The following is a 26,358-nucleotide window of genomic DNA, read 5'->3' as shown; positions in this document are numbered from 1 at the left end:
AGACCACTCCGGCACAGCGGGCCTTCGTCGCGGCGCAACCTGCGAGCACCACGACCAAGGCCGGTCTGACGTATCGTCACCGTCAGCGACTTCCGCGCACGCGCCCCCCACCGCGCTCATTCGACGAGAAGGGATCCCGATGACCGGGACCATCCGACCCGGGGACCCGTCGACACTCGGAGCAACCGTCACCGACCGGGGCACCAACTTCGCGGTGAGCTCAGGCGGAGACGCGGTGTGGCTCTGCCTCTTCGACGACGCCGGTGCGGAGACACGCCTCGCGCTTCCCGGGCGCGAGGTCGATGTATGGCACGGGTTCGTCGAGGGTGTGCGCGCAGGGACCCGCTATGGGTTCCGGGTCGACGGTCCCTTTGCACCCGACCGTGGGCTGCGCTACACCCCGACCAAGCTCCTCCTCGATCCCTATGCCCGGCGCATCGTCGGCGGGGTGGAGTACTGCGACGCAGTCCTCGACCACGACGTCGACGCCCCCGAGATGCCCAGCACGCTCGACTCGGCCCCGTTCGTCCCGCGCAGCGTCGTCGTCGATCCACTCCCACCCGGCCCGCGTCGCCGGCCCGCAGTGACTGCGGGTCCGCGACGGCCAGCGTCCGAACTGGTGATCTACGAGCTGCACGTACGCGGATTCACCATGACGCACCCGGACATACCCGACGATCTGCGAGGTACGTTCGCCGGGCTCGCACATCCCGCGGCGATCGACTACCTCTGCTCGCTCGGCGTGAATGCGGTCGAACTCCTGCCCGTACATCGCAGCGTTGCCGAACCCGAACTCGTCTCGCACCATCTGACGAACTACTGGGGTTACAACACCATCGGCTTCTTCGCACCGCACAACGACTACTCGGCCGCCGAACGCGCAGGGCGCGGTGCCGAGACGGTCGCCGAGTTCCGCGACATGGTCGACGCCCTGCACGAGGGCGGGATCGAGGTGATCCTCGACGTCGTCTACAACCACACCGCCGAGGGCGACGGCTCGGGCCCGACCCTGTGCCACCGCGGACTTGACAATCGCGCGTACTACGTCCTCGACCCCGAGGACGGTTCGTACGTCGACACCACCGGATGCCGCAACTCCGTTGCGGTGACCCATCCGACCACGTTGCGTATGGTCACTGACTCGCTGCGCTACTGGGTGTCGCTGGGAGTCGACGGCTTCCGGTTCGACCTCGCGCCGACGCTTGCCCGGCGCGGGGTCGAGCACGATGGCGGCACCTTCGACCCGGCGGCGACGTTCCTGCGGGTGCTCGGCCAGGATGAGATCCTGTCCCGGGTGCGGTTGATCGCGGAGCCGTGGGATGTGGGCCGCAACGACAGTCACCAACTCGGAGCGTTCGGTCCGGAGTGGGGCGAGTGGAACGACCGCTACCGCGACTGCGTTCGTGACTACTGGCGCAGCCACGAGGGCATGCTCGCCCCTCTGGCCCGTCGCCTGACCGGCTCGGCCGACGTGTTCGGTGGCCGCACCCATGACCCACACATAGTTGACCGACGCCGCGCGGCGTCGGTCAACTATGTGACATCGCACGACGGCTTCACGCTGCGCGACCTCGTCTCCTACGACCGTACACACAACGAGGCCAACGGTTTCCACAACTCCGACGGCACTGACGACAATCGATCGTGGAACTGCGGTGCCGAGGGACCGGCCAGCGACCCCGCGATCGTCGCGTTGCGCCGTCGGCAAGCACGCGCGATGCTCGCAACCCTGTTGCTCTCCGCAGGCACACCGATGCTGCTCGGTGGGGACGAACGCGGACGCACCCAACGCGGCAACAACAACCCCTACTGCCAGGACAACGAGATCAGCTGGTTCGACTGGACCTCGGGCGACGAGAACCTGATCGCTTTCACACGCGACCTCATCGCGCTGCGCCACGGGCACAGCGCGCTGTGCAGAGCAGCGGTCGCACGCGCCGACACTCCCGACTGGTTCACACCCGACGGCACGGCGATGACCGACGACGACTGGCGGAACCCGCGCGCGCGAGCGCTCGTGTGGGCGGTCGCACCACCCGAATCCTCGGGCGCGACGAGAACTCTGGCCGACAACCTCTTCGTCGTACTGTTCAACGGCTGGTGGCACGGAATCGACGTGACCCTCGCACCCCATCTCGCACAACACCGGTGGAGCGTCGTCGTAGACACCTTCGCTCCCGACGCACCGTCAACCCTCGTCGCCGAGCGGTGTCACGTGCGAGCACGATCGGTCGTCGTCCTGCGCAGCGCCACCTCGTAGTGAAGCGGGCGCGGCGCGGGTCACTGAGCAGCGACCGCGCCGAGTGCGATCTCCCAATGGGATTCGGTTCTCGCCTCACCGGGCCCGACGATGTCGCAGAACACGATTCGGCCGTCGCGCCCGACGAGGAACGTACCGCGCTGCGCGAACCCGCGTTTCTCGTCGAACACCCCGTAGGCCCGTGCGATCTCGCCATGTGGCCAGAAGTCGGACAGGATCGGGAACAGAAAGCCCTGCGCCGCCGACCACACCTTGTGGGTCGGTGGTGGTCCGACCGAGATAGTGACGACAGCGACGTCGTCGTTGACGAAACGGTGATAGTGGTCGCGGATGAACCCGAGCTCACCCTGACAGGTGCCGGTGAATGCGAGTGGGAAGAAGACGATCAACACCTGACGGTCGCCGAGCATCTGCGACAGACGGACCCGCTGGTTGTTCTGGTCGCGTAGCTCGAAATCCGGTGCGAGAGAGCCGACCGACAACACGCAGCGCGATCGCTGGGACGAAAGGTCGGCGACCGATGAATCCGAGGCACGAGTAACCGTCGACACCTCGGGGGTCGAGTCGTCGCTCATGCCCGCTTTCCGGGCCGGGCCTTCGGTTGCACCAGTCGCGAACCCGACCACTCACCAAGACTCACGACGTTGGTCTGGGTGAGTCCCGCTGTCGGGGCGGCCTCGGCGATGTCACTCGGATCGACGTACCCGGGATTGCCGGTCTTGGGCGACACGACCCAGACGTACCCCTCGTCGGAGAGCGGTGTGATGGCGTCCATCAGGCGATCCACCAGATCGCCGTCGTCGTCCCGCCACCACAGCCATACGACGTCGACCACGTCGATCGCATCCTCATCGAGCATCTCGGCGTCGATCGCGTCCTCGATATCGGCGCGCAGATCGTCGTCGGTGTCCTCGTCCCAACCGAGCTCCTGCACCACCATTCCGGGCGCGAACCCGAGTTTCTGGGCGTTGCTGCCCTCGGAGCCATTGCCCCCTGTGGCGGCTACCACCGCGTGTCGACCTCCTACGGGTACGTTGTCAGATCTCATTGCGCTTCTCAGCTTAGGGGACAGCGTAATGGACCTCAGTGCAACACGAGGAGACTCTACGCACCAACATCGACACGTTCGACGCACGTGGTGACACTCACCGGGTTGGTGTGGGCGACGGCGCGCTCGGAGTCTGGCGATTCGGGTCACTCGGCGAGCTCGAAGTCGGCGTCTGGACGGCGGAGGTCGCAGGCGGCGCGGGCAGGTAGGTGCGGCACACGTCGAGAACCGATCTCCTGTCATCGGTCCACGTCGTCGATGCCGCATTGAGTCCTGCGGTCTGACGACGCCCGATCACATCCCCCAGGGCGCCACTACTCGCAACGAACGACGCGACGACGCCTGCCAGATCATCCGGCACCTCGGCGGTCTGTTTCGGTCGGACCATGTCCGTTCCCGCGATGAGCGCGGCACGGGCCCTGTCGCCGAGATCGCCGATCTTGTCGTAGGACTGCTTCGCGTTCAACCCCGCGATGAACGCGTTGTACCCGCGCAGCATCACCACCATCGCCTTCGTCGACTCGCCGCAGAGTTCGGCACCCGCCTTCGCCGATTGCGCCGCCCGCGACGTCGACAGTTCTGATTGGTAGGCCGCCGCCTCGCCCGGGCCCGGTCCGGCACTGCCCTGCACAGAAGAACAGCCCTGCAGGATCAGCAGCGTCGTCGCCGCGATCAACGTCAGAGACATCCCCGTCGCACGGGCGATCGGTCCACGAGGGGCCTCTGTCGGACCACGCCGACCCCGTCTGTGTCCCGCGCCGATCATCCGTCGCGCCGTTCGTCTCGTCATGTCTCCCCTACGGCCGTTCCCCCGACGCCGCTCCACCTTCTGGCACCAAACACCGAAACGCTACCGCAGGTGGGAAGCGAATCCCCCACACGACAGTGGGTGACCGGTGCCAATACACGTGACATGGGGCACGATGTGAGGTGGACGATGGAGTCTGCACACACCCAACGCACCTCGTCGCCAATTGTCGTCATGCCGAGCACCACCGTGTCCCGGCCGAACGTAGGAGTGGGCATCACCGTGACCGAACAGGCAGCCAGCACCGACAGCACCGGCGTCGCGAGCGCGACCGAAGCCGCGCCGACCGACCGGCCAGAGTCGAACCAGCAGGGCAGCCAGCAGAACGCCGGGGTACGCGTCATCCGTGAAGGCGTCGCGTCGTATCTTCCCGACAACGACCCCGAGGAAACCAGCGAATGGCTGGAGTCATTCGACAAGCTCGTCGAGGAACAAGGTCCTGCACGCGCGCGCTACCTGATGCTCCGCCTACTCGAACGCGCGGGTGAGAACCGAGTATCGATTCCGGCGCTGACCTCGACCGACTACGTCAACACCATCGCGACCGAGAACGAGCCGTACTTCCCCGGTGACGAGGAGATCGAGCGACGGTTCCGCAACTACATTCGCTGGAACGCCGCGATCATGGTGCATCGGGCGCAGCGGCCGGGTGTGGGCGTCGGCGGTCACATCTCGACGTACGCATCGTCGGCGTCGCTCTACGAGGTGGGTTACAACCACTTCTTCCGCGGACTCGACCATCCCGGTGGCGGCGACCAGGTCTTCATCCAGGGACATGCATCGCCCGGGATCTACGCGCGCGCCTTCCTGGTCGGCAGGATCAGTGCCGACCGCTTGGACGGCTTCCGCCAGGAACACAGTCACGCAGGCCTCGGCGGCGGGTTGCCCTCGTATCCGCACCCCCGTCTCATGCCCGACTTCTGGCAGTTCCCGACCGTCTCCATGGGCCTGGGTCCGATGAACGCCATCTACCAGGCTCGTTTCAACCAGTATCTGCACCACCGCGGCATCAAGGACACCTCCGACCAGCATGTCTGGGCATTCCTCGGCGACGGTGAGATGGACGAGCCGGAGTCGCGCGGGCTCCTGCAGCTGGCCGCCACCAATGCGCTGGACAACCTCACCTTCGTGGTCAACTGCAATCTGCAGCGACTCGACGGTCCCGTGCGCGGCAACGGCAAGATCATCCAGGAACTCGAGTCGTTCTTCCGCGGTGCGGGATGGAATGTCATCAAGGTCGTCTGGGGCCGCGAGTGGGATGCGCTGTTCCACAACGACAAGGACGGCGCGCTGGTCAATCTGATGAATGCGACCGCAGACGGCGACTTCCAGACATTCCGCGCCAACGACGGCGCCTACATCCGCGAGCACTTCTTCAACCGTGATCCCCGCACCAAGGAACTGGTCAAAGACTGGTCCGACGATCAGATCTGGAATCTCCACCGCGGCGGACACGACTACCGCAAGGTGTACGCCGCTTACGCGGCAGCGATGGCGCACAAGGGTCAACCGACCGTCATCCTCGCGCACACGATCAAGGGCTACACGCTCGGTCCGCACTTCGAGGGCCGTAACGCCACCCACCAGATGAAGAAGCTGACCCTCGACGATCTCAAGGCGTTCCGCGACCACACCGAGATCCCGATCAGCGACGAAACACTCGAAGCCGATCCCTACCTGCCGCCGTACTACACGCCGGGATCCGACGCACCCGAGATCGAGTACATGATCGAGCGACGAAACGCGCTCGGCGGGTTCATGCCCAACCGACACACAGCGCCGAAGGCACTCAAGGCCGATACCGGACGGATGCTGCAGACGATGGCCAAGGGATCGGGCAAGCAGCAGGTCGCCACCACGATGGCACTGGTCCGCGTTTTCAAAGATCTGTTGCGCGACAAAGAGATCGGTGGCCGAATCGTGCCGATCATCCCGGATGAGGCGCGTACGTTCGGGATGGACTCCTGGTTCCCGACACTGAAGATCTACAACCCGTTCGGCCAGCTCTACACCTCTGTCGACGCCGACCTGATGCTCGCCTACCGGGAGAGCCCAGAAGGTCAGATCCTGCACGAGGGCATCAACGAGGCCGGATCGGCGGCGTCGTTCACTGCTGTCGGCACGTCGTATGCAACGCACAACGAGCCGATGATCCCGCTGTACATCTTCTATTCGATGTTCGGTTTCCAGCGCACCGGCGACAGCTTCTGGGCGGCGGCCGATCAGATGGCCCGCGGGTTCATCATCGGCGCGACGGCAGGCCGTACGACGCTGACCGGCGAGGGACTCCAACACGCCGACGGGCATTCCCCGCTGCTCGCGGCCACGAACCCCGGGGTGGTCTCCTACGATCCGGCGTTCGCCTACGAGCTCGCGCACATCGTCGACGACGGCTTGCGCCGGATGTACGGCGAGGAACCGGAGAACATCTACTACTACCTGACGGTCTACAACGAGCCGATCTCGCAGCCGGCACAACCTGAGAACCTCGACGTCGCCGGCGTGCTCAAGGGCATCTACCTCTACCAGCAGGCACCGTCGGACAAGAGTCTCTACGCCAACATCCTGGTCTCGGGCGTGACGATGCCCGACGCATTGAAGGCCGCTCAGCTCCTGGCCGACGAGTGGGGAGTCGGAGCGAATGTCTACTCCGTGACGTCGTGGGGAGAACTGGCCCGCGACGGCATCGCGTTCGACCGCAACGTCGTTCGCGAACCCGGCGTCACGCACCCGCAGCCGTACCTGACCGAGGTGCTTGCAGATACCGTCGGCCCGTCGATCGCGGTGAGTGACTACATGCGCGGCGTCCAGGAGCAGATCCGCGCTTACGTGCCAGGGACCTATCTGACACTCGGCACGGACGGATTCGGATTCTCCGACACGCGGCCGGCAGCACGTCGGGTGTTCAACGTCGATGCCGAGTCGATCGTGGTCGCGACCCTGGTCGGGCTGGCGCGTGACGGCAACATACCGTTCTCGACGGCCGCGCAAGCCGCGGACAAGTACCAGATCACCGACGTCCACGCGGCCGCAGTGTCCTACGCCGACACCGGCAGCGCCTGAGCGTCGCCCGCCTCGACGGCGGACAACCCGTCCGCCGTCGGGGGCCGACATCACCGCGGGCGGTGACTACATTGAGAATGTGTCCGAGCCCAGCATGACGCCCCCGCCCGCCGATGTGTTCGGCGCGCGGGGTGCTCATGTGCCCGCGCCGGCAACTGTCCACGACGCCCTACCCGACACGCTGCTGCGTCGCGTCAAGCAGTACAGCGGACGACTGGCCACCGAGGCCGTGCACTCCATGGCCGACCAATTGCCGTACTTCTCCGATCTCGACGCCGCGCAGCGCGCGAGTGTGCAGTTGGTCGTTCAAACCGCAGTCGTGAACTTCGTGGAGTGGATTCAGGACCCGGAAGGCAACGTCAAATTCACGGTGCAGGCGTTCCAGGTGGTCCCGCAGGATCTCGCCCGACGTATCTCGCTGCTGCAGACAGTCGAGATGGTCCGCGTGGCGATGGAGTTCTTCGAGAAGTGGCTACCGTTGCTCGCCCGCAACGATGCGCAGCTGCGCGCGCTGACCGAATCGGTGCTGCGCTACGGGCGTGAGATCGGCTTCGCTGCCGCGTCCATCTACGCGTCGGCCGCCGAATCCCGAGGTGCCTGGGATTCGCGGCTCGAAGCGCTCGTCGTCGACGCTGTCGTCCGCGGTGACAGCGGACCTCAGCTGATGTCGCGCGCGGCGGCGCTCAACTGGGATTCGGATGCACCCGCGACAGTCATCATCGGGGCACCACCGCCCGAACAGAACGTGTCGGTGCCCCTCGCGATCCACAACACCGCGAAGCAGTACGACCGTGCAGCACTCTCGGTGGTGCAGGGATCGATGCTGGTTGCGATCGTCAGCGGTCCGATCGTCACGAGCGACGACTTCGGGTTGGCACTCCTCGGCCATTTCGCCGACGCTCCCGTGGTGATCGGCCCCACGATGCCCAATCTCACTGCCGCCCACGCGAGCGCCACCGAGGCCATGGCGGCGATGGCGGCGGTGGACGGTTGGCCGAACGCTCCCCGTCCGGTGCACAGCGTCGAGTTGCTGCCGGAACGGGCGCTCAACGGCGACCACTCGGCGATCACTGCGCTCATCGACACGCTCGTCCGACCGCTTGCCAAGGGCGGCCCTACTTTGGCCACCACACTCGAGACCTATCTCGATGCGGGCGGGTCGGTTGAAGCGTGCGCACGCGAACTGTTCATTCATCCAAATACTGTTCGCTATCGACTCAAGAAGATCGCCGAACTGACCGGACGTGATCCAACACACTCCCGAGATGGCTATGTACTTCGCATAGCAGCGACAGTAGGTCGTTTGACACACTTCAAGAACGAAACGTCGTCACGAGCCACATGAGAAACACTGTTAACAGGACTGCCGTACCGTTTTCGCAGGCAGATGCCATATGGGCACATTTGTGTAACGAATCTCAGAGTGGTGACGATGGGATAGCCACTCAGGTCACCATTGTGGGAACCCTACAAAATCTGCCGTGAAGGTTCATCGGCCTCGACACCCACACTTCCGCCGCAAAAGGTGTTCTCTGGTCACGTGCTTTCCTTGCTAGCGCCCGGACAGGGCTCACAGACACCCGGCATGCTGACTCCTTGGCTGGAGCTTCCCGGCGCGCGTGACCAGCTGGCCATCTGGTCCAAACTGGCAGGACTCGACCTCGAGCGCCTGGGCACGACGGCCACTGCGGACGAGATCACCGACACCTCCGTGACCCAGCCGCTGGTCGTGGCGAGCGCGCTCCTCGCGTACAACGAGTACGCCAAGAGCCGCGAGTTGTCCGCCGACGCCGTGGTCGCAGGCCACTCGGTCGGCGAACTCGCCGCAGCGGCCATCACCGGCGTCATCACGTTCGACGAGGCGGTCACGCTGGCCGCGGTCCGCGGCGCGGAGATGGCCAAGGCGTGCTCGCTCCAACCGACCACGATGGCAGCGGTTCTCGGCGGCGACGAGCAGGAGGTGCTCGCTCGTCTCGACGAGCTAGACCTGGTGCCTGCGAACCGCAACGCCGTGGGCCAGATCGTCGCCGCGGGCGACGTCGCGGCGATCGACGAACTCATCGCGAACCCTCCGGAGAAGGCGCGGACGCGCAAGCTCGCCGTGGCCGGCGCGTTCCACACGCGATTCATGGCGCCTGCCCGCGACGCCGTCGCCAAGGCTGCCGAGTCCATCACTCCGGGTGATCCCACCCGTACCCTGCTGTCGAATTCGGACGGACAGCCGGTCACCACAGGCGCTGAAGCACTGCGCAAACTGGTCGAGCAGGTGACCTCACCGGTGCGGTGGGATCTGTGCTCGGCGTACCTCCGGGAAGCGGGCACCGACAGCATCGTCGAGCTGACCCCGGCGGGGACTCTGGTCGGCATCGCCAAGCGCGAACTCAAGGGCGTTCCGTCCGTCGCGCTCAAGGTGCCCGCCGACCTCGACAAGATCTAGAGCTTGGATAGCGGTCGCGCTCACCCCGCGACCCCCGGAAACCGGATTGACCGGTGGTCCAAACACCTGCGGGCCGACGCTCGCGGTGTTCCGGAGTCATTCACATTCACCAGTACAACGAAGGGAACCACACAGTGGCTGCCACCCAGGAACAACTCATCGCCGGCATCGCCGAGATCATCGAAGAGGTCACCGGCATCGAGCCGTCCGAGGTGACCATGGAGAAGTCGTTCGTCGACGACCTCGACATCGACTCGCTGTCGATGGTCGAGATCGCCGTGCAGACCGAGGACAAGTACGGCGTGAAGATCCCCGACGAGGATCTCGCCGGACTGCGCACCGTGGGTGACGCCGTCTCGTACATCCAGAAGCTGGAGTCCGAGAACCCCGAAGCTGCCGCAGCGATCCAGGCCCAGGTCGAGGCGGATCAGAAAGCCGGCTCGTGACCTCATCGCTCCGCGACTACTCCACGCTGGGGGGCAACTTCCCCAGCGTGGTGGTCACGTCGATGGTTGCGTCGACCTCCCTCGGTGAGGACCTCGATTCGACCTGGAAAGGTCTCCTCGCAGGCGAGACGGGCATTCGGCAACTCACGGACGATTTCGTCACGAAGTACGGTGAGCTCCCCTGCCGCGTCGGTGGCCGCATGGTCAAGGACCCCGCAGAAGAGGTGACCCGTGTCAAGGCCCGCCGCATGGCCTACGTCGAGCGGATCGCTCACGTGATGAGCAAGCGGCTCTGGGCGCAGGCAGGCGAGCCCGAGGTCGATCCCGACCGCCTGGCCGTCGTCATCGGCACCGGCCAGGGTGGCGGCGACGCCATGGTCGACGCCGTCAAGGCGATCGAGCAGTCGGGCAACTACCGCAAGGTCTCCCCGCTGGCCGTCTCGATGGCGATGCCGAACGGTCCCGCTGCAGTTGTCGGTCTCAACGTCGGCGCCCGCGCCGGTGTCATCACCCCGGTCTCGGCGTGCTCGTCGGGGGCCGAGGCGATTGCCCACGCGTGGCGGCACATCGTGCTCGGCGATGCCGACATGGTGGTCACCGGCGGCGTCGAAGGCCACATCGATGCGATCCCGATCGCGGCTTTCTCGATGATGCGCGCGATGAGCACCCGCAACGACGACCCCGCAGCAGCGTCGCGCCCGTTCGACAAAGATCGTGACGGCTTCGTCTTCGGCGAAGCCGCGGCGATGCTGATCGTCGAGCGTGAAGACCACGCCAGGGCACGCGGGGTGCACATCCACGCACGCATCCTGGGCTCGGGTATCACGTCCGACGGATTCCATCTGGTCGCACCCGACCCGAGCGGTCAGGGCAACGCTCGAGCCATGGCCCGTGCAATCCAGACGGCGGGGCTGCAACCCTCCGACATCACCCACATCAACGCTCACGCCACCTCGACCCCCATCGGCGACACCGCCGAAGCTGCGGGGATCGCTGCGGCGGTCGGCAATCACGCCGCCATCTATGCGCCGAAGTCCGCGCTCGGTCACTCGATCGGTGCGGTTGGTGCGCTGGAGTCGGTGCTGACCATCAAGAGCGTGGAAGAGGGCGTGATCCCGCCGACGCTGAACCTGGAGAACCTCGATCCCGAGTGCGGCGACATCGACGTCGTGCACGGCGAGGCACGTTATGGGCAGATCGACTACGCCCTGAACAACTCGTTCGGATTCGGTGGCCACAACGTGGCGCTCGCCATCGGGCGTTACTGATCACCACTCCGACGACCGCGACGTCGACGACGACCATGTCCCAGCCGGCATTCCCGTCGTCGACGTCGCGGCCGGTCTTCCCGGCACCGCGGCAGTAGGAGACATCGATGACCACACTGGCCCCGATCACCGGCCACCAGGACTCCGTCGATCCACGCGATCCGATGCTGCGCCTGACCAACTTCTTCGACGAGGGCACTCTCACGCTGCTCCATCCGCGAGACACGTCCGGCGTCCAGGCCGCCATCGGCCTCGTTCACGGGGTCCGTACGGTCTCCTACTGCACCGACGGCACGGTCATGGGCGGAGCGATGGGGATCGTCGGGTGCGCGCACATCGTCAACGCCATCGACACCGCGATCGCCGAACAGGCTCCCGTCGTGGGTATCTGGCACTCGGGTGGGGCTCGCCTCGCCGAGGGCGTGGAGGCACTGCACGCTGTCGGCGGCGTGTTCGAGGCCATGGTCCGAGCGTCGGGTTATGTTCCGCAGATCTCGGTCGTCGTCGGGTTCGCGGCGGGCGGGGCCGCCTACGGACCCGCGCTCACCGACGTGGTGATCATGGCGCCGGAGGGTCGCGTTTTCGTGACCGGCCCGGACGTCGTCCGCAGCGTGACCGGCGAATCCGTCGACATGGAGTCACTCGGGGGCCCACACACCCACGGCAAGAAGTCGGGCGTCAGTCACATCACCGCCGACTCCGAGTCCGATGCGTACTGGCGCGCACGACGACTCGTCTCGACGTTCGGCAAGCAAGGACTCTTCGATCGTGACCTGGCAGAGGCGGGCGATTCCGACCTACAGGCCCTGCTACCAGAATCACCGCGACGCGCCTACGACGTCCACCCCATCGTCCACGCACTCCTCGACACCCAGCGTGCTGCCGACGGCGATACAGAGATCTCGAGTTTCGAAGAGCTGCAAGCCAAGTGGGCTCCCAACATCGTCGTCGGCTTCGGCAGACTCTCCGGACGCAGCGTCGGCGTCGTCGCGAACAACCCGCTGCGCATGGGCGGCTGCCTGAACTCCGAGAGTGCCGAGAAGGCCGCTCGATTCGTACGTCTCTGCGACGCCTTCGGCATCCCGCTCGTCGTCATCACCGACGTTCCCGGCTACCTTCCGGGCGTCGGTCAGGAATGGAACGGCGTGGTTCGACGCGGCGCAAAACTGTTGCACGCGTTCGCCGAATGCTCGGTCCCCCGCGTGACCCTGGTGACACGCAAGATCTACGGCGGCGCCTACATCGCGATGAACTCGCGCTCACTCGGCGCTACCGCCGTCTTCGCGTGGCCGGGTTCCGAGGTCGCGGTCATGGGCGCCAAGGCCGCCGTCGGCATCCTCCACAAGAAGGCTCTCGCAGCCGCTCCCGAAGACGAACGCGACGCACTCCACGACAGGCTCGCCGTCGAGCACGAACAGATCGCGGGCGGACTCGACCGCGCCCAGTCGATCGGTGTGGTCGACGAGGTCATCGACCCCGCCAAGACGAGGAGCATCATCACACAGGCCCTCGCGACGGCACCTGCTCGGCGCGGACGCCACAAGAACATCCCGCTCTAGTCTCGGCTCGTCCGTCGCGCCGACGGGCGGCGCACCCCTCGAACACGATTCGGCCCCGGCAGTGATCTGCCGGGGCCGAATCCGGTGTCGGGGTTGGTGATCGGAGGTTGCTCACCAACCGCCGTGTGGAGTCAACCGACGCGTTGCGTCAGCCAGGTCACTTCTGCCCCCGCACCGCCCATGCGGTAGGCCTCGAGTGCGTCGTCCCAGGCGGTACCGAGCGCGGCTTCGAGCTCACCCGCGAGTCCCGCGCTGTCCGGCTGGGCCTCGATGAGTGAGCGCAGTTGCATCTCGCCGATGATCACATCACCGTTGGCGCTCGTCGATCCCCGCCACAAGCCCAGACCGGGTACATAACTGAAGCGTTCTCCGTCGACGCCCTCACTGGGATTCTCGGTCACCTCGAAGCGCAGCGACGACCACTCGCGGAGGGCGTTCGCCAGGCGCGCAGCAGTGCCGACCGGGCCCGTCCAGTCAACGGTCGCCCGTTGCATGCCGGGGTCGGCTTCTTGCGCGGACCACTTCAAGTTGGCCCGCGCATTCAGGGTTGACGACAGAGCCCACTCCACGTGCGGGCACAGCGCAGCCTGCGCTGAGTGGATGTACACCACTCCGGTCGTCATGTCCGCAAACTGGTTCAGATTGCGCACCTTGTTCACCTCCGTTGTCGACGAGGAACGTCTTCCCCAACACACCTCACGACAGCGGATATCACACTCGTGTTGTTTATTGTGCCTGATGTTGTACGTGTTGCGCTAGTTTCCGGAGATGATTGATGTGAATTACTGATTCACAACTTTGGCCGTCGGCGCATCGGCGGACGTCTCACTCGTCGGCGACGAGAGTGTCGACGATCGTGTCGTTGAACTCCGTCCACAGCGGTTTCGCCCAGGCACCGAATGGCCGGTCGGTCAGTACGACGCACGCGGCAGCCAGTTCCGGATCGACCCACAAGTAAGTACCCGACTGGCCGAAGTGACCGAAGGTCGACGGCGAGTTGCGTGTTCCGGTCCAGTGCGGCGACTTGTGCGCGCGGATCTCGAAGCCCAGTCCCCAATCGTTCGGCCTGTGCTTGCCGTATCCGGGTACGAAACCGTCGATCCCCGGAAACCACACCGAGTGCGCGCTCTCGGCGAGTTCCGCCGAGAGCAGGCGCGGTTGTAAGAGATCTGCCGCAAAAACGGCGAGGTCGTCGACGCTCGATCGCGCACCGTGCCCAGCGGGTCCGTCGAGCGTCGTCGACGAGAGTCCGAGCGGCGCACAGACCGCCTCGGCCAGGTAGTCGGCGAAGGGGATGTCCGTTGCCGTTTCGACGACCTCGGCGAGCACCTCGAACCCGGCGCTGGAGTAGATGCGCTTATCCCCCACCGGGGCCTCGACCTCACGCTTGTCGAACGCGAGCCCTGACGCATGGGCGAGGAGATGCGCGATGGTCGCACCGGGAGGGCCCGCGGCGTCGTCGAGTTCGACGGCCCCCTCCTCGACGGCAACGAGAATCGCCTCGGCCACCAGAAGCTTGGTGACCGAGGCGAGTTCGAAGACCTGAGCGGTGTCGCCGTGTGCGACCACTCCGTCCGTGGTGATGATCGCGGCGGCGACATTGTCGACCGGCCAGGAGTCGAGGGCGTCGAGAACACTCACGACATCCCACGTTACCGTTGCGTCGAGTTCAGTGGTCCTCGTCGGTGTAGCGGATGACGCCGCGAATGTTCTTGCCGTCGAGCATGTCCTGGTAGCCCTGGTTGATCTGGTCGAGTCGGTACTGCCGGGTGATCATGTCGTCGATGTTGAGCTTGCCGATCTTGTACATCGAAAGAAGTTGCGGGATGTCGAGTTTCGGGTTCGCGCCACCGAAGATGGTGCCCTGCAGGTTCTTCTGCAGCAGGGTGAGCATCGACAGGTTGAGCGTCACGTCCGTCTCGAGCATGTTGCCCATGCCGGTCAGCACACACGTACCCGCTTTGGCGGTGATACCCATCCAGCTGTCGACGTCCTTGCCGTGTACCTCACCGACGGTGACGATGACCTTCTGGCACATGGCACCGTGCGTGGTCTCGGCGATCGCGCCCGCGGCCTCCTCGATCGACGCGAAGGCGGCGGTCGCACCGAACTTCAGCGCCTGTTCGCGCTTCCACTCGACCGGATCGATCGCGAAGACGTTTCGCGCGCCCGCTATCACCGCACCCTGCAGTGCCGCGGTTCCGACACCGCCGACACCGACGATTGCCACGTCCTCGCCCGGGCGCACGTCGCCGCTGCGGGTGGCCGATCCGTAGCCGGTGGGGATACCGCACCCGACCAGCGCCGCCACCTCGAACGGAACGTCCTTGTCGATCTTCACCACCGACGCCTCGTGCACCACCATGTACGGAGCGAACGTACCGAGGAGCGTCATCGGATAGACGTTCTCACCCTTCGCCGTGTGGATACGGAACGTGTTGTCGGAGACTGCTTCTCCCTGCAGGAGCATGGCGCCGAAGTCGCACAGGTTCGCCAGACCCGATCGACACGACGGACACTTGCCGCACGACGGGATGAACGAGAGGACCACGTGGTCGCCGACCTCGAAGTCGGTCACGCCCTCGCCGAGCTCCTCGATGACGCCCGCACCCTCGTGACCGCCGAGGATCGGGAAGCCCGCCATCGGGATGCCACCGGTCATGAGGTGATGGTCGGAGTGACACATCCCGGCTGCTTCCATCCGGATCTTGATCTCGTGCGCTTTGGGATCGCCGATCTCGATCTCCTCGATCTCCCACGGCTGGTTGAGTTCCCGCAGCAGCGCACCCTTGGTCTTCATTCATGTCCTCCGCTTGTCGTCGTACACGCCGGGTTTGCGCCTCCGCGATGAGGCCATCCGAGCGCCCTCCTGAGACGATAGTCACTTTTCGTCAAAAATGAAACGTGTTCTACTTTTGTTCGACGATCAGTCCGCCAGTCCCGTGTCTTTGCTTCCGTAGGTGTCGCGTAGGCGGGGTTTGACGACCTTGCCACCCGCGTTTCGGGGCAATTCGTCGACGAGCACGATGTCCTTCGGCTGCTTGAACCTCGCGAGGTTCTCGTCGAGATACGGTCCGAGTTCGTCGAGAGTCAGGTCGGCTCCGTCGACGGTCACCACCACCGCGACCGGGACCTCGCCCCACTTCGGGTCCGCTCTGCCGATCACCGCGGCCTCGGCGATCCTGGGGTGGCCGTAGAGCACGTTCTCGACCTCGGCGCAGTACACGTTCTCTCCACCGGAGATGATCATGTCCTTGGCCCGGTCGACCACGTAGAGGAAACCCTCATCGTCGCGTCGAACGAGGTCACCGGAGTGGAACCAGCCCCCGCGGAAGGCGTCCTCGGTGCCCTGTGGGTTCTGCCAGTACCCGAGCATCATGTTCGATCCGCGGTACACGATCTCGCCGACCTCCCCGTCGGGCACGTCGTTCATCATCGGATCGACGACGCGCGCGGTGACCGCGGGCACCACCCTGCCGATCGACCCGAGTTTGCGCAGCGCGTCAACGCCGTCGAGCACACACGTGATCGGCGACATCTCGGTTTGTCCGAACACTGCGACGTTCAACGCATCCGGAAACGTCTCGTTCATCGCCCTCAGCACAGTGTCCGATGCGGGTGCCGCGCCCCAACTGATGACGCGGAACTTCACGTCGCGCGGTTTCGCCTGTTGCGCGGCGCAGACCGCCTGCCACTGCGCGGGCACGAGGAAGATCGACGTGATGCCCTCCCGCTCACACATGTCGAGCATCGCATCGGGGTCGAACGCCCCGAGCGGATGGATGACCGACGTCGCACCCATGTAGAACAGCGGCGCCATGGCACCGATACCCGCGATGTGGAACAGCGGCGCGACACCGGCGCCGATGTCGGCACGGTTCGTGCGCAGCGCCTGCAGACAGGTGAGCGCCTGCGACTGCATGTTCGTGTGGGTGAGCATGGCGCCCTTGGGTTTTCCCGTGGTGCCCGAGGTGTACATGATCAGCGCCACGGTCTCTTCGGGGATGTCGATCTCGGGCAGGTCCGCCGCGTCCTCGGCGACGAGGTCGGCGTAGTCGAGATGTGACTCGTTGTCCGAGCCGCCGACGACGATCACGTGGTCGACGTCTCCGGTTGCGGCGATGACCGCGTCGGCGAGTGGCGCCAGCATCGTCTCCGTCACGATCGTGCGAGCACCGCTGTCGGTCACCAGGTAGGCCACCTCGGCCGGACTCATCCTGACGTTCACCGGCACGGGGATCGCGCCGATGATGTTGGCGCCGAGGATGGCTTCGACGTACTCGGTTCTGTTGAGCAGCACCATCAGCACTCTGTCGCCGAAACCCACTCCCCGACGACTCAGCGCCGCGGCGAACGCGCGGGTTCGCTCGTCGAGCTGCTTCCACGTCGTCGTCTCGCCCATGAATTTCAGTGCTGGGGCGTCGGGCTGCATCAGTGCGTGCCGCCGGACCTGGTTGTTCCAATGGTTGCGGCGAGACCGCAGTGGTTCGGTGCTGAGATCTTGCCCGGAGTCGACGGTCGCGGTCATGGATACTCTCCTCGGTTTCTCGACGTCAGTGACGGCGTGTGGTGGTGAACGCGGCGATGGCCGCCTGGAATTCGTCGGATTGCAGCAGTAGGGTCTGCCCGTCGGTCTCGCGTTCGAGTGTCGCCTCGAACCCCGCCAGGGTGTTGGCGTCGAGTGCGGTCTTGGCCAGTCGCAACGCCTGGCTCGAGCTCTGCGCGAAGCGCGCGGAGACGGCGGCGATCTCCGCGTCGAGAGCGGTCCTGTCGTCGACGAGTCCACTGATCAACCCGGCATCGAAAGCTTCTGTCGCGGGCAGCCTTTCCCCGAGCAGGACAAGTCTGTTGGCGCGTGCGCGACCGACAGCGGCCGCCACCGTCTGCGTGGCACCACCGTCTGGCATGAGACCGATGTTGGTGAACGCCAGAAGGAAGTACGAACGCCTGGTGGCGATGATGAGATCGGACGCGAAGGCCAACGACGCCCCGATTCCGACGGCGGCGCCGTCGACCGAGGCGACCACCGGAACCGCCACGGAGCGCACCGCGCGGGCCAGCGTCGACCCGCCGCCGATCACCGACGCGGCACTGCTCTCGTCGATCCCTCCGTTCTTGGCCGAGTCGGCAGCGATGTCGCGGATGTCGGCGCCGGTGCTGAAGTTCCCACCCGCGCCGTCGATGATCACCGCCCGGACGTCCGCTGCCGCGCATCGGGTGGTCAGGAAATCGACGAGGGCAGCAGCCGCCGTGCCGTTGAGCGCGTTCATCCGTTCCGCGCGATCGATGGTGACGCGGGCGATGCCGCGATCATCGACCTCGGTCACGATGCCGGTGCCCGTCGTGAGATCAGGCGCCGCGACCAAAGCCGCCGGGGTATCAGACATGGGCCGCTCCCTCAGTGGCACAGCGTCGGGCTGTCGAGTGATCCATGCCGCAACCATACCTGCACATGAGATGTGCACCACAGGAATCGCAATTAACTTACAGTTCTCTCACACAGTCACAGCCAGCGGTTTTAGACGGTTTCACCATTTGCTCTCTGGCGAATACGCGGTCGCTCTACTCTGGGCCGATGAGCAGTCAGCCCGCGAGTGACGACGTCGCACCGCCGCGTCGACGACCCGCCGACCGTCGGGCATTGATACTGCGGACCGCGGCGACGGAGTTCAGCGATCGCGGCTACCACGCCGTGCGCCTCGAGGAGATCGCCGAGCTCGTCGGAATCTCCACTCCCGCGCTCTACCGCCACTTCCCGACGAAATATGCACTGTTCGCCGAAACCACCGCGCTCCTCGCCGAAGCACTCACCGACGCACTCGACGCAGCCGACGATGACCTCGAGTCGGCACTGACTGCCCTCGCACAGTCCGCCATCGATCACCGCAGAACCGGCGGCCTCTACCGGTGGGACCAGCGTTTCCTACGTGGCGACGACGCCGCGACCGTGAGATCGGTTCTGGTCGACCAGCACCGACGCATCCGTGCGGCACTTCTCGCGCTGCGGCCCGACACTCCCCGACCACACGCAGACGTCGTGGCAGCCGCGATGATCAGCGTCGTCGCGAGTCCGACGACACATCGCACAACGCTGCCCGACCGCGAGATCCGCCGACTGCTCGTGGCAACCGCGCTCTCGCTGGCCGACGTTCCTCCGACGACCGTCGCCGGCCTACCGGTCAGCAGCGCACCATCGGGCCTCGCACCGGCATCCAAGCGTGAACTCGTGCTTGCCGAATCGATCTCGTTGTTCGCCGCCAAGGGCTTCGGCGAGGTCACCATCGACGAGATCGCCGCCGCTGCCGGGATCCCCGCATCCGGTGTCTACCGGCACTTCGACGGCAAGTCCGCGATCTTGTCGGCAGCCTTCTGGCGCGCATCCGACCGCGTCAGCGCGGCAAACTCCGAAGCACTGGCGGCAGCGACAACCAGTCGAGCCGCGCTCGCGGAGCTCGTCGACAGGTACGTGCGACTATTTCTGCGCGACAACGCACTTCAGTCGTTGTATCTGAGCGAGATCGGACACCTCCCGCCATCGGAACGCAGCGCACTGCGTCGACAACAACGCGCCAACGTCGACGAATGGGCCGCGTGGGTCACACGTGATCGCGGTGATGCCATCAGCCGTGCGCAGGCGCGTTTTCTGGTTCACGCGGCGCTCGGTGTCACCTCCGACCTGCTGCGACTCCCGCGGTCGCCGTCGGCCGAGCAGGTCATCGATCTGTGCTGCGCAATTCTCATCGGCCCGCAGCGGACGTGACTCCCGCGCGGTTCGTCGCAGGACCGCTCACACGGTTGCGAGGTCGTCGAGCAACCACGTGCCGTTGCGCTTGGCGAGGGTGATCTCGACACGCGACTGGTACGGGATACCGTCGGGCACCTGCGCCGCGATCTCTGACGACTTGACCGTCTGGTCCAACGCCACCAGAACCACCGCACGCTCGGCGCTCATCGATTCGATACCTGCGCGCTGCGCCTTCGCTGTCGACACGCCCTTGGCGTTGGAGTTCCCCTTGCGCGCATCCTGCGATGACGCGATGTAGGTCTTACCGAATTCGGGTGTGGAGATCTCGGTGATCCGCCGATCAAGGTCGGCGTAATTCGACGGGTCGTAGGTGGTCAGTTCGACGGCGTAGCGGCGCGCGGTGTCGAGCACCGTGGCGCGGTCGGCGTCCGACGGCCCGGCGTTCGCCGCCCGATCGTGGGCCCGCACGTACAGGTAGGCCAGCACCCCGGTCGAGATCGCGAGAGCAATCACCAACAACCCCAGGATCCCGACCAGTGTCCGTCCACGGACAAGCCTCCGCGCTCGTCCCGTCGCGCCGGCGTCGTTCGTCTTGTCGAGTCTGCGGGGCACGCGGTCGGCCGCCTCGGCACGCAGTTTCTCGCGCCTGCCGCGATTGGCAGCAAGGAACTCCTCACCGTCGAGTGGCGTGACGTCGGCGTCGGACCGTGAACGCGACTGGTGATGGCCCGCCGGCGACTCGATCACTTCGTCTGCGGGGCGCGTCTGCTCGGCCTGCACGTCGTCAGAGGGGACACGCGATTTGGGCATGGCAACCAATGTAGCCACCGGTGGTGTGGCCCAGACCACCGGTCGAAATATCAAATATATGACCTTGTGTAAGGATGGTCACATCCCAGCCCGTTCCCCAGCGAGAGGACACCAGTGAAGTTCACAGAGGAACAACAGGCATTCGCGACGTCGGTCGCCGATTTCTGCCAGCGCGAACTCGGTACCCGTGAGCAGCGCAATCGCTACACCAGAAGCGGACGAGAGCTCCACTCCCGCGAGCTCTATCAGAAGATGGCCGACCTGGGTTGGACTGGCATCATGCTGCCGGAGACCTACGGCGGGTCCGGCGCGGGCAACGTCGAGATGTGCATCCTGCTCGAAGAGGCGATGCGCGGCATGGCACCCATCGGCGGCATCGGACCCACCTTCATCACGGCACTGGCCTACAACCGCTTCGCCGACGATCAACTCAAGAAGGAGGTCCTCACCGGCGTCGTCAACGGAGATGCACTCTCGATCTCGATGTCGGAACCCCGAGGCGGGCTCCGACGTCGCGAATCTCACCTGCCGTGCGGAAAAGGTCGACGGCGGATGGATCATCAACGGTCAGAAGACCTGGTGTTCCAATGCGCACTTCGCGCGGTCGATCCTGCTGATCGCCCGCACCTCGAACACCGGCAAGAAGCACGAGGGCATCACGCAGTTCCACATCCCCGCCGACACACCGGGTTTGGTCATCAAAGGTATCGACACGCTCGGCGGCCGCGAGGTCAACGACCTGTACTTCACGGACTGTCGAGTACCCGACTCCGCGGTCGTCGGCGAGGTCGGCAATGGTTGGAATCAACTGATGGCCGGACTCAACACCGAGCGTCTGATCCTCGCTGCCATGCAACTGGGCGTGGCAGAGCGGTCGTTCGGCGACACGCTGGCTTTCATCACCGAGCGCAAGCAGTTCGGGCGTCCCATCGGCTCGTTCCAGGCACTGCGGCATCGCATGGCCGATCTCGCCACGGAGATCGAGTGCACCAGACAACTCGTCTACTCGGTGGCCCAACTCGCCGACGACAACCCCACCAAGCTCCTCCCCCGCGAAGCGTCGATGGCGAAGCTCAAGGCCACCGAGACCTCGAAACGCATGACCATCGACGCAATGCAGATGATGGGAGGCTACGGTTACGCAACCGAATTCGACGCCGAGCGCTTGATGCGCGGCGCGATCATCTCGACGGTCTACGGTGGCACGAATGAGATCCAGCGCGACAACATCGGCAAGACCTTCGGGCTCTGACGGGTCGAGGGCGTCGCGTCGGATCCCGCGGCGCCCTCAACTGTCCGAAGAAGTGGCCGCCCACATTCGGCACCGCATCATGACCGCCGACATCCGACCCGGCGACTTCGTCAGACTCGACGACGTCGCAGCCGAGTTGGGTGTGAGCGTCACCCCGGTACGAGAAGCGCTGTTGACTCTCCGCGGCGAGGGCATGGTCGACCTCGAGCCGCACCGCGGGTACCGCGTGGGTCCACTCGATCGAGTCGACGTCGACGATCTGTTCTGGTTGCAGGGCGAGATCGCGGTCCGACTCGCGCTTCGCACCGCGGCAGCGGTGACACCCGCCGACCTCGACGAACTCCAATGGTGGATCCGACAACTCCGCGCAGCCGTCGAGGCGGGCGACGAGCAGCGGGTGATGGAGGCCGAGTTCGAATTCCACCGCGCCCACAACGTCATCGCCGGCGGCACCAAGTTGGCGTGGTTTCTTCTCGCGGCCACGCGGTACACACCGGCGCGGCTCTACGCGACCGACCCCGAGTGGGGCAACACCGCCGTCGACAGCCATGAGCGGCTGGTCGACGCCTACCGACGCGGCGACGTCGATGAGGCCGTGACGCAAACGCGTCGCCAATTCACCGACGGCGCAGCGCGCTTGACGCACCACCTCGAGTGGAGCGGTATCTGGACCGCTCCCGCCTCAGACCGAACCCAGGTCTGAGGCGACCCACTGTTGCGGTCGCACGACGACTTTTGTCTGCGCGCCGTGATCGGACGTGGCGAATTCGACGTAGCCCGCCACTTTCTCGGCGGGCAGATATCGTGTCGCCATCTCGACGAGATCGTCCTTCGTGCCGTCGACATAGTCGATGACAGGCCCCGACACCGCGGCGTAGGCGATTGTCGGCGAGACAACTTCCGCCATCATCGTGCAGCGTCCGGCCTCGCGAAGCAGCGTGATCTTGCGCGACTCCGCACCGGTCAGAAACCACAGATCGCCGCCGGGCTCGTACTGATACCAGATCGGCACCACGAGTGGCGCCCGGTCCGGGCCTGCCTCGACCGAAAGCGCGCCGATATGCGGCTGCGCGAGGAATGCCTGCCGTTGTTCACTGTTCATCGCCATGATCGCGAGAGTAGTTGCGACTCCCGACGCATGTCGGCGACTCAGTGCGCGAGTTTCAAACCGACGACCGACGCGACAATGAGGAAGATCAGTCCGATCTTGAGCAACGACGCCGATTCCGTGCCGGTCACCATCGCATAAGTGACAGTCAGTGCGGCGCCGATGCCGACCCATATCGCATATGCGGTACCGGTCGGCAACTCGCGCAATGCAAATGCGAGACCAGCCATCGAACCGAATAACGCCACCGCGAAAATGATGGTCGGAACGACCTGTGTGAAGCCATGGGATTTACCGAGCGCAGTTGCCCACACCGCTTCGAGAACCCCGGAAATGATCAGTACGATCCACGACACGAGACGTCAAACCTCCGAGCGCCGTCTTGTCGCTGGCCGGGTACGGCGCGCCTCGTCCGGATGTCACCATTGACACCAAAGATTGTAGCAAATCTTGTATTCCCAGATGTCGGCGTACGCGGCCGCACGGTTGGGGTACGGCCCGTTTCCGCTCGCCGAAGACGGAGCGTTACCAGATGAACTGTATTACCCAGATGAACTGTCTTACTCCGATGAACTTCCGCGACTCACACCGATCACTCCGGCGCCGACGAGAACGACCACCAGGCCGACGATCGTGTAGAGCCAGGCCGCAACTCCGCCACCGTAGTTCGCGATGTCGCCGATCCCCGCCGCAGCGAAGATAAGGCCCATCGCGATCGCCAGTCCGGGCAGAACATAGAAAAGTGGTGAATGCGACGACATGGTGTCGACCTCCTGACGTGTCTTCTTCGGATGAGACGCCTCCATACACGACGTTAGGAGTTGCTTGACCATCCAGAAAGGGTCTTTCGTCCAGAAGGCCCGCGAATCCGCGGGTATGTCACAGATGTTTCGTCGCACTTCCCGGCAATGCCCGAAATATCCTTCTGATGGACGAGAGATGTGAGAGTATTCGCCACAGATTCGTAGAATTCTCCCCTTTGCCGAACCCCACCGGCGAGTCAGAGGACCCAGACATGAGACGACCCGCTCTCCTCGTCGCCGGAGTCACGTCGGCGCTTCTCTGGCTGACCGGTTGTGCCGGCGCCGATTCGACCGGGCCCGCGTACTCTTCGTCTGCGTCCTCTTCGGCTGCGTCGAGCAGCGCGCTGGGCGCCTCGCGATCCGTTACCACCACAACGGTCGAGGTGCCGCAGACAACCCCTGATGCTCCGCAACAGGCAGCAGGACCGGCGATCGGTGATGCGTGCATCGGAGCCGATATAGGCCGTCGCACCGCCGACGCCAACGGCACCGCGATCATGTGCGACAACTACGAGTGGACCGTCGACAACGGGCAGGCTCCGCGACATCCTTGGGCCGACGACCAGACACAGTCACCGACGCCGACAGCTCAGTGCACCGATGGAGCCGCGATCAATAACGGCGGAGGCAATTACACAACGTGTGAGAACGGGCAGTGGAGGTCGGTGCAACCGACCTACGATCCCAACTCCGCTGATGGTTACGGTCCCAACCAGCCCCTGCCACCGCTGTGCGTCCGGTTTCCGGACCAGTACACGTGCTGAGAGAGCACTGATCGTCTGGACCGTGCACGCCGTGGCGCTCCCGACAGCAGCAGAGGCGGTCCCGATTACCTCGGAAACCGCCTCTGAACTGCTACTTCTCTGCTCCCCCAACTGGACTCGAACCAGTTTGCCCGGTGTGATGCTTTTGTAGGGGTGACCTCAGGAATTAGGTCTTTACCTGCGGTCATGGCTGACAGTACATGTGGAAAACTGCGGAGGCAAGCGGAACGTGATGTAAGTTCTTATTGCACGATTGTTGCACGAGAACAAGGGGCGGGATGGCGAAGCCGAGACGACAGCGACGCGAGTTCGGGGCAATTCGCAAGCTTCCCAGTGGTCGCCATCAAGCCCACTACACCGGCCCCGATGGTGCCAAGCACACCGCTCCGCACACGTTCGCCGCGAAGGTCGACGCCGAAGCTTGGCTCACCGACCGTCGCCGAGAGATCGATCGCGGGCTCTGGAACCCCGCCACCGCAGACCAGGCAGAGTCACCGATGTTCGAGCCTTACGCCGACGACTGGCTACGTACGCGCCTAGTGCGTGGCCGCCCTTTGAAGATCCGCACCCGCGACCACTACCGCAGCCTGCTCGACCTCCATGTGCTGCCAACGTTCAAGGCCAAGCGCCTCGACGAGATAACGCCTGCCGACGTCCGCAAGTGGCACGACCAACTACTCCCAGACGCCCCGACCATGCGCGCACACGCCTACTCACTCCTGCGCACCATCATGACGAGCGCCTACAACGCCGAACTGATCACAGCGAATCCTTGTCGCGTCGAAGGCGCGGGATCGTCACGACGTCGATCGCGCACGGTCCCGGCCACCATCGACGAGCTCCAGACCATCGTCAACGCGATGCCTGCGCGCTACCAGCTCATGACGTTGTTGGCCGCCTGGTGCGCGCTGCGCTTCGGTGAACTCATCGAAATTAGACGCCGCGACGTCACGCTCGAGTACGAGGCGGACGAGGACACGGGTGAACGACGCCTTATGGCCGGCGCGGTGTCGGTGACCCGCGGCGCCGTTTGGGATGCCGAGAAGAGCGCCTACGTTGCCCAAGACTCGGCGAAGTCCGAAGCTGGTACCCGAACCGTCCACGTTCCCCCGCATGTGCTTGGAGCAGTCGAGACCCACCTCAACGAGCACACTGGGCCGAAGCAGGATGCACTGCTCTTTCCTGCTCCGGAAGGCGGGTATCTCACTCCCACAACGCTTTACAGCTACTTCTATCCAGCACGCGACGCTGCGAAGCGCAGCGACCTTCGGTTCCACGACTTGAGGCACACCGGTGCCGTCCTCGCGGCTGCAACCGGTGCCACCCTGGCGGAACTACAGGCACGCCTTGGGCATTCGACGGTAGCGGCAGCAATGCGCTACCAGCACGCCGCGAAAGGACGCGACCGCAGAATCGCGGAGGCATTGTCCAATCTAGTGGATACGGAGGGGTGAACATGGACCGCAGCCGAAGGGACATCGTGATCCGCTGTGACCATGGCCGCAAGAAAGACTTCGATGTGGTGCAGCGATTCAGGTGGGTTGAGAGTCAAGCGCAATGGGTACCAACGCGGAACTCCACTACTCGACAGAGGCTCCTACTCGGCAATTCTGATCTCTGGTCAACGGCAGCGCACGGCGAACCGACGCGTGTGCATCTTGAAACAGCATGCAGGTGTCGAAACTCCGTCTCTGCGGACGAACACTCTCTCCTGGAGGTATTCGCCATGCTTTGCCAATGGTCGGAGAGCGAAAACCAGCCGAACCCATGCGGCAGGGGTTTTCGAGAGGCCGTAGCAACGCTTGTGATGACGAGCAACGACAAAAGCGTTCACATCACACTCGATGCCCTCAGACACGCCCTTAAACTGAGGCGCCAACTGATGAACCCAAAAGGGCGATAGTTCCCTAGACGGAAGCTCACGGTGTTATAGTGGCTTTCGCGACATCTTCGGAAGTCAGCCTTCACGACCGAATGCGAGTTCGGG

The 26,358-nt window shown here is 64.8% G+C and carries 23 protein-coding genes, 1 pseudogene and 1 riboswitch; of the genes and pseudogenes, 12 read left to right on the top strand and 12 right to left on the bottom strand.

Annotated features, from left to right (window positions below):
• The first annotated feature begins 139 nt into the window (after nt 1-139).
• On the top strand, nt 140-2,260 hold the full coding sequence (gene glgX, locus GOOTI_RS06170; RefSeq protein ID WP_007237708.1) for a glycogen debranching protein GlgX: 2,121 nt from the start codon (nt 140-142) through the stop codon (nt 2,258-2,260).
• Between the two features lie 20 nt (nt 2,261-2,280).
• Here glgX and GOOTI_RS06165 read toward each other — a convergent pair whose 3' ends face one another.
• The 3 genes from GOOTI_RS06165 to GOOTI_RS06155 form a co-directional block, all read right to left on the bottom strand.
• A complete protein-coding gene (locus GOOTI_RS06165) occupies nt 2,281-2,835 on the bottom strand; it encodes a peroxiredoxin (RefSeq protein ID WP_007237707.1) in 555 nt (184 codons plus the stop codon).
• The gene (locus tag GOOTI_RS06160; protein WP_007237706.1) at nt 2,832-3,269 is read right to left on the bottom strand and encodes a DUF3052 domain-containing protein; all 438 of its coding nucleotides are present in this window, start codon (nt 3,267-3,269) and stop codon (nt 2,832-2,834) included. Before GOOTI_RS06160 ends, GOOTI_RS06165 begins: the two co-directional genes overlap by 4 nt.
• Nucleotides 3,270-3,405: 136 nt before the next feature.
• A complete protein-coding gene (locus tag GOOTI_RS06155; protein ID WP_007237705.1) occupies nt 3,406-3,996 on the bottom strand; it encodes an Rv2240c family protein in 591 nt (196 codons plus the stop codon).
• A 294-nt stretch (nt 3,997-4,290) separates the two neighbouring features.
• Between GOOTI_RS06155 and aceE the strand changes: the two genes are divergently transcribed.
• The 6 genes from aceE (at nt 4,291) to GOOTI_RS06125 (ending at nt 12,889) form a co-directional block, all read left to right on the top strand.
• Nucleotides 4,291-7,179, top strand: a complete 2,889-nt coding sequence (aceE, locus tag GOOTI_RS06150; RefSeq protein WP_039993623.1) for a pyruvate dehydrogenase (acetyl-transferring), homodimeric type — start codon at nt 4,291-4,293, stop codon at nt 7,177-7,179.
• A gap of 94 nt (nt 7,180-7,273) precedes the next feature.
• Nucleotides 7,274-8,524: a PucR family transcriptional regulator gene (locus GOOTI_RS06145; protein WP_007237703.1), complete on the top strand. Its 1,251-nt coding sequence runs from the start codon at nt 7,274-7,276 to the stop codon at nt 8,522-8,524.
• A 195-nt stretch (nt 8,525-8,719) separates the two neighbouring features.
• Nucleotides 8,720-9,616, top strand: a complete 897-nt coding sequence (locus tag GOOTI_RS06140) for an ACP S-malonyltransferase (RefSeq protein ID WP_007237702.1) — start codon at nt 8,720-8,722, stop codon at nt 9,614-9,616.
• 134 nt (nt 9,617-9,750) lie between these two features.
• Nucleotides 9,751-10,062, top strand: a complete 312-nt coding sequence (acpM, locus tag GOOTI_RS06135) for a meromycolate extension acyl carrier protein AcpM (protein ID WP_005180631.1) — start codon at nt 9,751-9,753, stop codon at nt 10,060-10,062.
• Complete coding sequence (locus GOOTI_RS06130) at nt 10,059-11,330, top strand: KasA/KasB family beta-ketoacyl-ACP synthase (RefSeq protein WP_007237701.1); 1,272 nt, start codon at nt 10,059-10,061, stop codon at nt 11,328-11,330. Before acpM ends, GOOTI_RS06130 begins: the two co-directional genes overlap by 4 nt.
• A 107-nt stretch (nt 11,331-11,437) precedes the next feature.
• Entirely contained in the window at nt 11,438-12,889 is a 1,452-nt protein-coding gene (locus tag GOOTI_RS06125) for an acyl-CoA carboxylase subunit beta (RefSeq protein WP_007237700.1), read from the top strand.
• 131 nt (nt 12,890-13,020) lie between these two features.
• Here the strand turns inward: GOOTI_RS06125 and GOOTI_RS06120 are convergent, their stop codons facing one another.
• The 5 genes from GOOTI_RS06120 to GOOTI_RS06100 all read right to left on the bottom strand — a co-directional run bounded on the left by GOOTI_RS06120 (nt 13,021) and on the right by GOOTI_RS06100 (nt 18,276).
• Nucleotides 13,021-13,539, bottom strand: coding sequence for a DUF3145 domain-containing protein (locus GOOTI_RS06120; RefSeq protein ID WP_007237699.1), 519 nt, complete (start codon nt 13,537-13,539; stop codon nt 13,021-13,023).
• A 175-nt stretch (nt 13,540-13,714) separates the two neighbouring features.
• The gene (locus tag GOOTI_RS06115) at nt 13,715-14,530 is read right to left on the bottom strand and encodes a serine hydrolase domain-containing protein (protein ID WP_007237698.1); all 816 of its coding nucleotides are present in this window, start codon (nt 14,528-14,530) and stop codon (nt 13,715-13,717) included.
• A gap of 28 nt (nt 14,531-14,558) precedes the next feature.
• Nucleotides 14,559-15,689 carry an NDMA-dependent alcohol dehydrogenase gene (locus GOOTI_RS06110; protein ID WP_007237697.1) on the bottom strand — a complete coding sequence of 377 codons (1,131 nt, stop codon included), beginning with the start codon at nt 15,687-15,689 and terminating at the stop codon, nt 14,559-14,561.
• A gap of 126 nt (nt 15,690-15,815) precedes the next feature.
• Nucleotides 15,816-17,417, bottom strand: coding sequence for a fatty-acid--CoA ligase FadD5 (fadD5, locus tag GOOTI_RS06105; RefSeq protein ID WP_007237696.1), 1,602 nt, complete (start codon nt 17,415-17,417; stop codon nt 15,816-15,818).
• A gap of 25 nt (nt 17,418-17,442) precedes the next feature.
• Nucleotides 17,443-18,276 (bottom strand): enoyl-CoA hydratase-related protein, encoded by an 834-nt coding sequence (locus GOOTI_RS06100; RefSeq protein WP_007237695.1) that lies wholly within the window; start codon nt 18,274-18,276, stop codon nt 17,443-17,445.
• A 188-nt stretch (nt 18,277-18,464) separates the two neighbouring features.
• Here GOOTI_RS06100 and GOOTI_RS06095 point away from each other — a divergent pair, with 188 nt between their 5' ends.
• The gene (locus GOOTI_RS06095) at nt 18,465-19,649 is read left to right on the top strand and encodes a TetR/AcrR family transcriptional regulator (protein WP_007237694.1); all 1,185 of its coding nucleotides are present in this window, start codon (nt 18,465-18,467) and stop codon (nt 19,647-19,649) included.
• Nucleotides 19,650-19,676: 27 nt separating this feature from the next.
• Here GOOTI_RS06095 and GOOTI_RS06090 read toward each other — a convergent pair whose 3' ends face one another.
• Nucleotides 19,677-20,444 carry an Rv1363c family protein gene (locus GOOTI_RS06090; protein WP_007237693.1) on the bottom strand — a complete coding sequence of 256 codons (768 nt, stop codon included), beginning with the start codon at nt 20,442-20,444 and terminating at the stop codon, nt 19,677-19,679.
• Nucleotides 20,445-20,558: 114 nt separating this feature from the next.
• Between GOOTI_RS06090 and GOOTI_RS06085 the strand changes: the two are divergent.
• Together GOOTI_RS06085 and GOOTI_RS06080 are read left to right on the top strand one after the other, a co-directional pair.
• Nucleotides 20,559-21,696 (top strand): annotated as a pseudogene (locus tag GOOTI_RS06085) (acyl-CoA dehydrogenase family protein).
• Nucleotides 21,653-22,399 (top strand): GntR family transcriptional regulator, encoded by a 747-nt coding sequence (locus tag GOOTI_RS06080; protein ID WP_083835857.1) that lies wholly within the window; start codon nt 21,653-21,655, stop codon nt 22,397-22,399. Before GOOTI_RS06085 ends, GOOTI_RS06080 begins: the two are co-directional and overlap by 44 nt.
• On the opposite strand, the gene GOOTI_RS06075 is transcribed toward GOOTI_RS06080, so the two are convergent.
• The 3 genes from GOOTI_RS06075 to GOOTI_RS06065 all read right to left on the bottom strand — a co-directional run bounded on the left by GOOTI_RS06075 (nt 22,379) and on the right by GOOTI_RS06065 (nt 23,637).
• Nucleotides 22,379-22,804, bottom strand: a complete 426-nt coding sequence (locus tag GOOTI_RS06075) for a pyridoxamine 5'-phosphate oxidase family protein (protein WP_007237690.1) — start codon at nt 22,802-22,804, stop codon at nt 22,379-22,381. The genes GOOTI_RS06080 and GOOTI_RS06075 overlap by 21 nt on opposite strands.
• A gap of 41 nt (nt 22,805-22,845) precedes the next feature.
• A complete protein-coding gene (locus GOOTI_RS06070) occupies nt 22,846-23,160 on the bottom strand; it encodes a DMT family transporter (RefSeq protein WP_007237689.1) in 315 nt (104 codons plus the stop codon).
• Between the two features lie 15 nt (nt 23,161-23,175).
• Nucleotides 23,176-23,239, bottom strand: a riboswitch (guanidine-III (ykkC-III) riboswitch).
• A 125-nt stretch (nt 23,240-23,364) separates the two neighbouring features.
• Complete coding sequence (locus GOOTI_RS06065; protein WP_007237688.1) at nt 23,365-23,637, bottom strand: hypothetical protein; 273 nt, start codon at nt 23,635-23,637, stop codon at nt 23,365-23,367.
• Nucleotides 23,638-23,819: 182 nt separating this feature from the next.
• On the opposite strand from GOOTI_RS06065, the gene GOOTI_RS24695 reads away from it, so the two are divergent.
• The gene (locus GOOTI_RS24695; protein WP_051997874.1) at nt 23,820-24,371 is read left to right on the top strand and encodes a hypothetical protein; all 552 of its coding nucleotides are present in this window, start codon (nt 23,820-23,822) and stop codon (nt 24,369-24,371) included.
• Between the two features lie 278 nt (nt 24,372-24,649).
• Nucleotides 24,650-25,825: a tyrosine-type recombinase/integrase gene (locus tag GOOTI_RS06055; RefSeq protein ID WP_007237686.1), complete on the top strand. Its 1,176-nt coding sequence runs from the start codon at nt 24,650-24,652 to the stop codon at nt 25,823-25,825.
• Nucleotides 25,826-26,358: the final 533 nt, after the last annotated feature.

Origin of the sequence: Gordonia otitidis NBRC 100426 (genome assembly GCF_000248075.1) — a bacterium.
GTDB classification, from domain to species: Bacteria; Actinomycetota; Actinomycetes; order Mycobacteriales; family Mycobacteriaceae; genus Gordonia; species Gordonia otitidis.
This window is presented reverse-complemented; position numbering and strand designations above follow the sequence as displayed.

What these genes read in the sequence shown, in the direction of transcription:
- GOOTI_RS06165 (WP_007237707.1), bottom strand. Translation starts at nt 2,835, where the DNA reads ATGAGCGACGACTCGACCCCCGAGGTGTCGACGGTTACTCGTGCCTCG.
- GOOTI_RS06065 (WP_007237688.1), bottom strand. Translation starts at nt 23,637, where the DNA reads ATGGTCAAGCAACTCCTAACGTCGTGTATGGAGGCGTCTCATCCGAAG.
- GOOTI_RS06100 (WP_007237695.1), bottom strand. Translation starts at nt 18,276, where the DNA reads ATGTCTGATACCCCGGCGGCTTTGGTCGCGGCGCCTGATCTCACGACG.
- GOOTI_RS06055 (WP_007237686.1), top strand. Translation starts at nt 24,650, where the DNA reads ATGGCGAAGCCGAGACGACAGCGACGCGAGTTCGGGGCAATTCGCAAG.
- GOOTI_RS06075 (WP_007237690.1), bottom strand. Translation starts at nt 22,804, where the DNA reads ATGGCGATGAACAGTGAACAACGGCAGGCATTCCTCGCGCAGCCGCAT.
- GOOTI_RS06155 (WP_007237705.1), bottom strand. Translation starts at nt 3,996, where the DNA reads ATGTCTCTGACGTTGATCGCGGCGACGACGCTGCTGATCCTGCAGGGC.
- glgX (WP_007237708.1), top strand. Translation starts at nt 140, where the DNA reads ATGACCGGGACCATCCGACCCGGGGACCCGTCGACACTCGGAGCAACC.
- GOOTI_RS06080 (WP_083835857.1), top strand. Translation starts at nt 21,653, where the DNA reads ATGAGATCCAGCGCGACAACATCGGCAAGACCTTCGGGCTCTGACGGG.
- GOOTI_RS06110 (WP_007237697.1), bottom strand. Translation starts at nt 15,689, where the DNA reads ATGAAGACCAAGGGTGCGCTGCTGCGGGAACTCAACCAGCCGTGGGAG.
- GOOTI_RS06090 (WP_007237693.1), bottom strand. Translation starts at nt 20,444, where the DNA reads ATGCCCAAATCGCGTGTCCCCTCTGACGACGTGCAGGCCGAGCAGACG.
- GOOTI_RS24695 (WP_051997874.1), top strand. Translation starts at nt 23,820, where the DNA reads ATGAGACGACCCGCTCTCCTCGTCGCCGGAGTCACGTCGGCGCTTCTC.
- GOOTI_RS06125 (WP_007237700.1), top strand. Translation starts at nt 11,438, where the DNA reads ATGACCACACTGGCCCCGATCACCGGCCACCAGGACTCCGTCGATCCA.
- fadD5 (WP_007237696.1), bottom strand. Translation starts at nt 17,417, where the DNA reads ATGACCGCGACCGTCGACTCCGGGCAAGATCTCAGCACCGAACCACTG.
- aceE (WP_039993623.1), top strand. Translation starts at nt 4,291, where the DNA reads ATGCCGAGCACCACCGTGTCCCGGCCGAACGTAGGAGTGGGCATCACC.
- GOOTI_RS06095 (WP_007237694.1), top strand. Translation starts at nt 18,465, where the DNA reads ATGAGCAGTCAGCCCGCGAGTGACGACGTCGCACCGCCGCGTCGACGA.
- GOOTI_RS06145 (WP_007237703.1), top strand. Translation starts at nt 7,274, where the DNA reads ATGACGCCCCCGCCCGCCGATGTGTTCGGCGCGCGGGGTGCTCATGTG.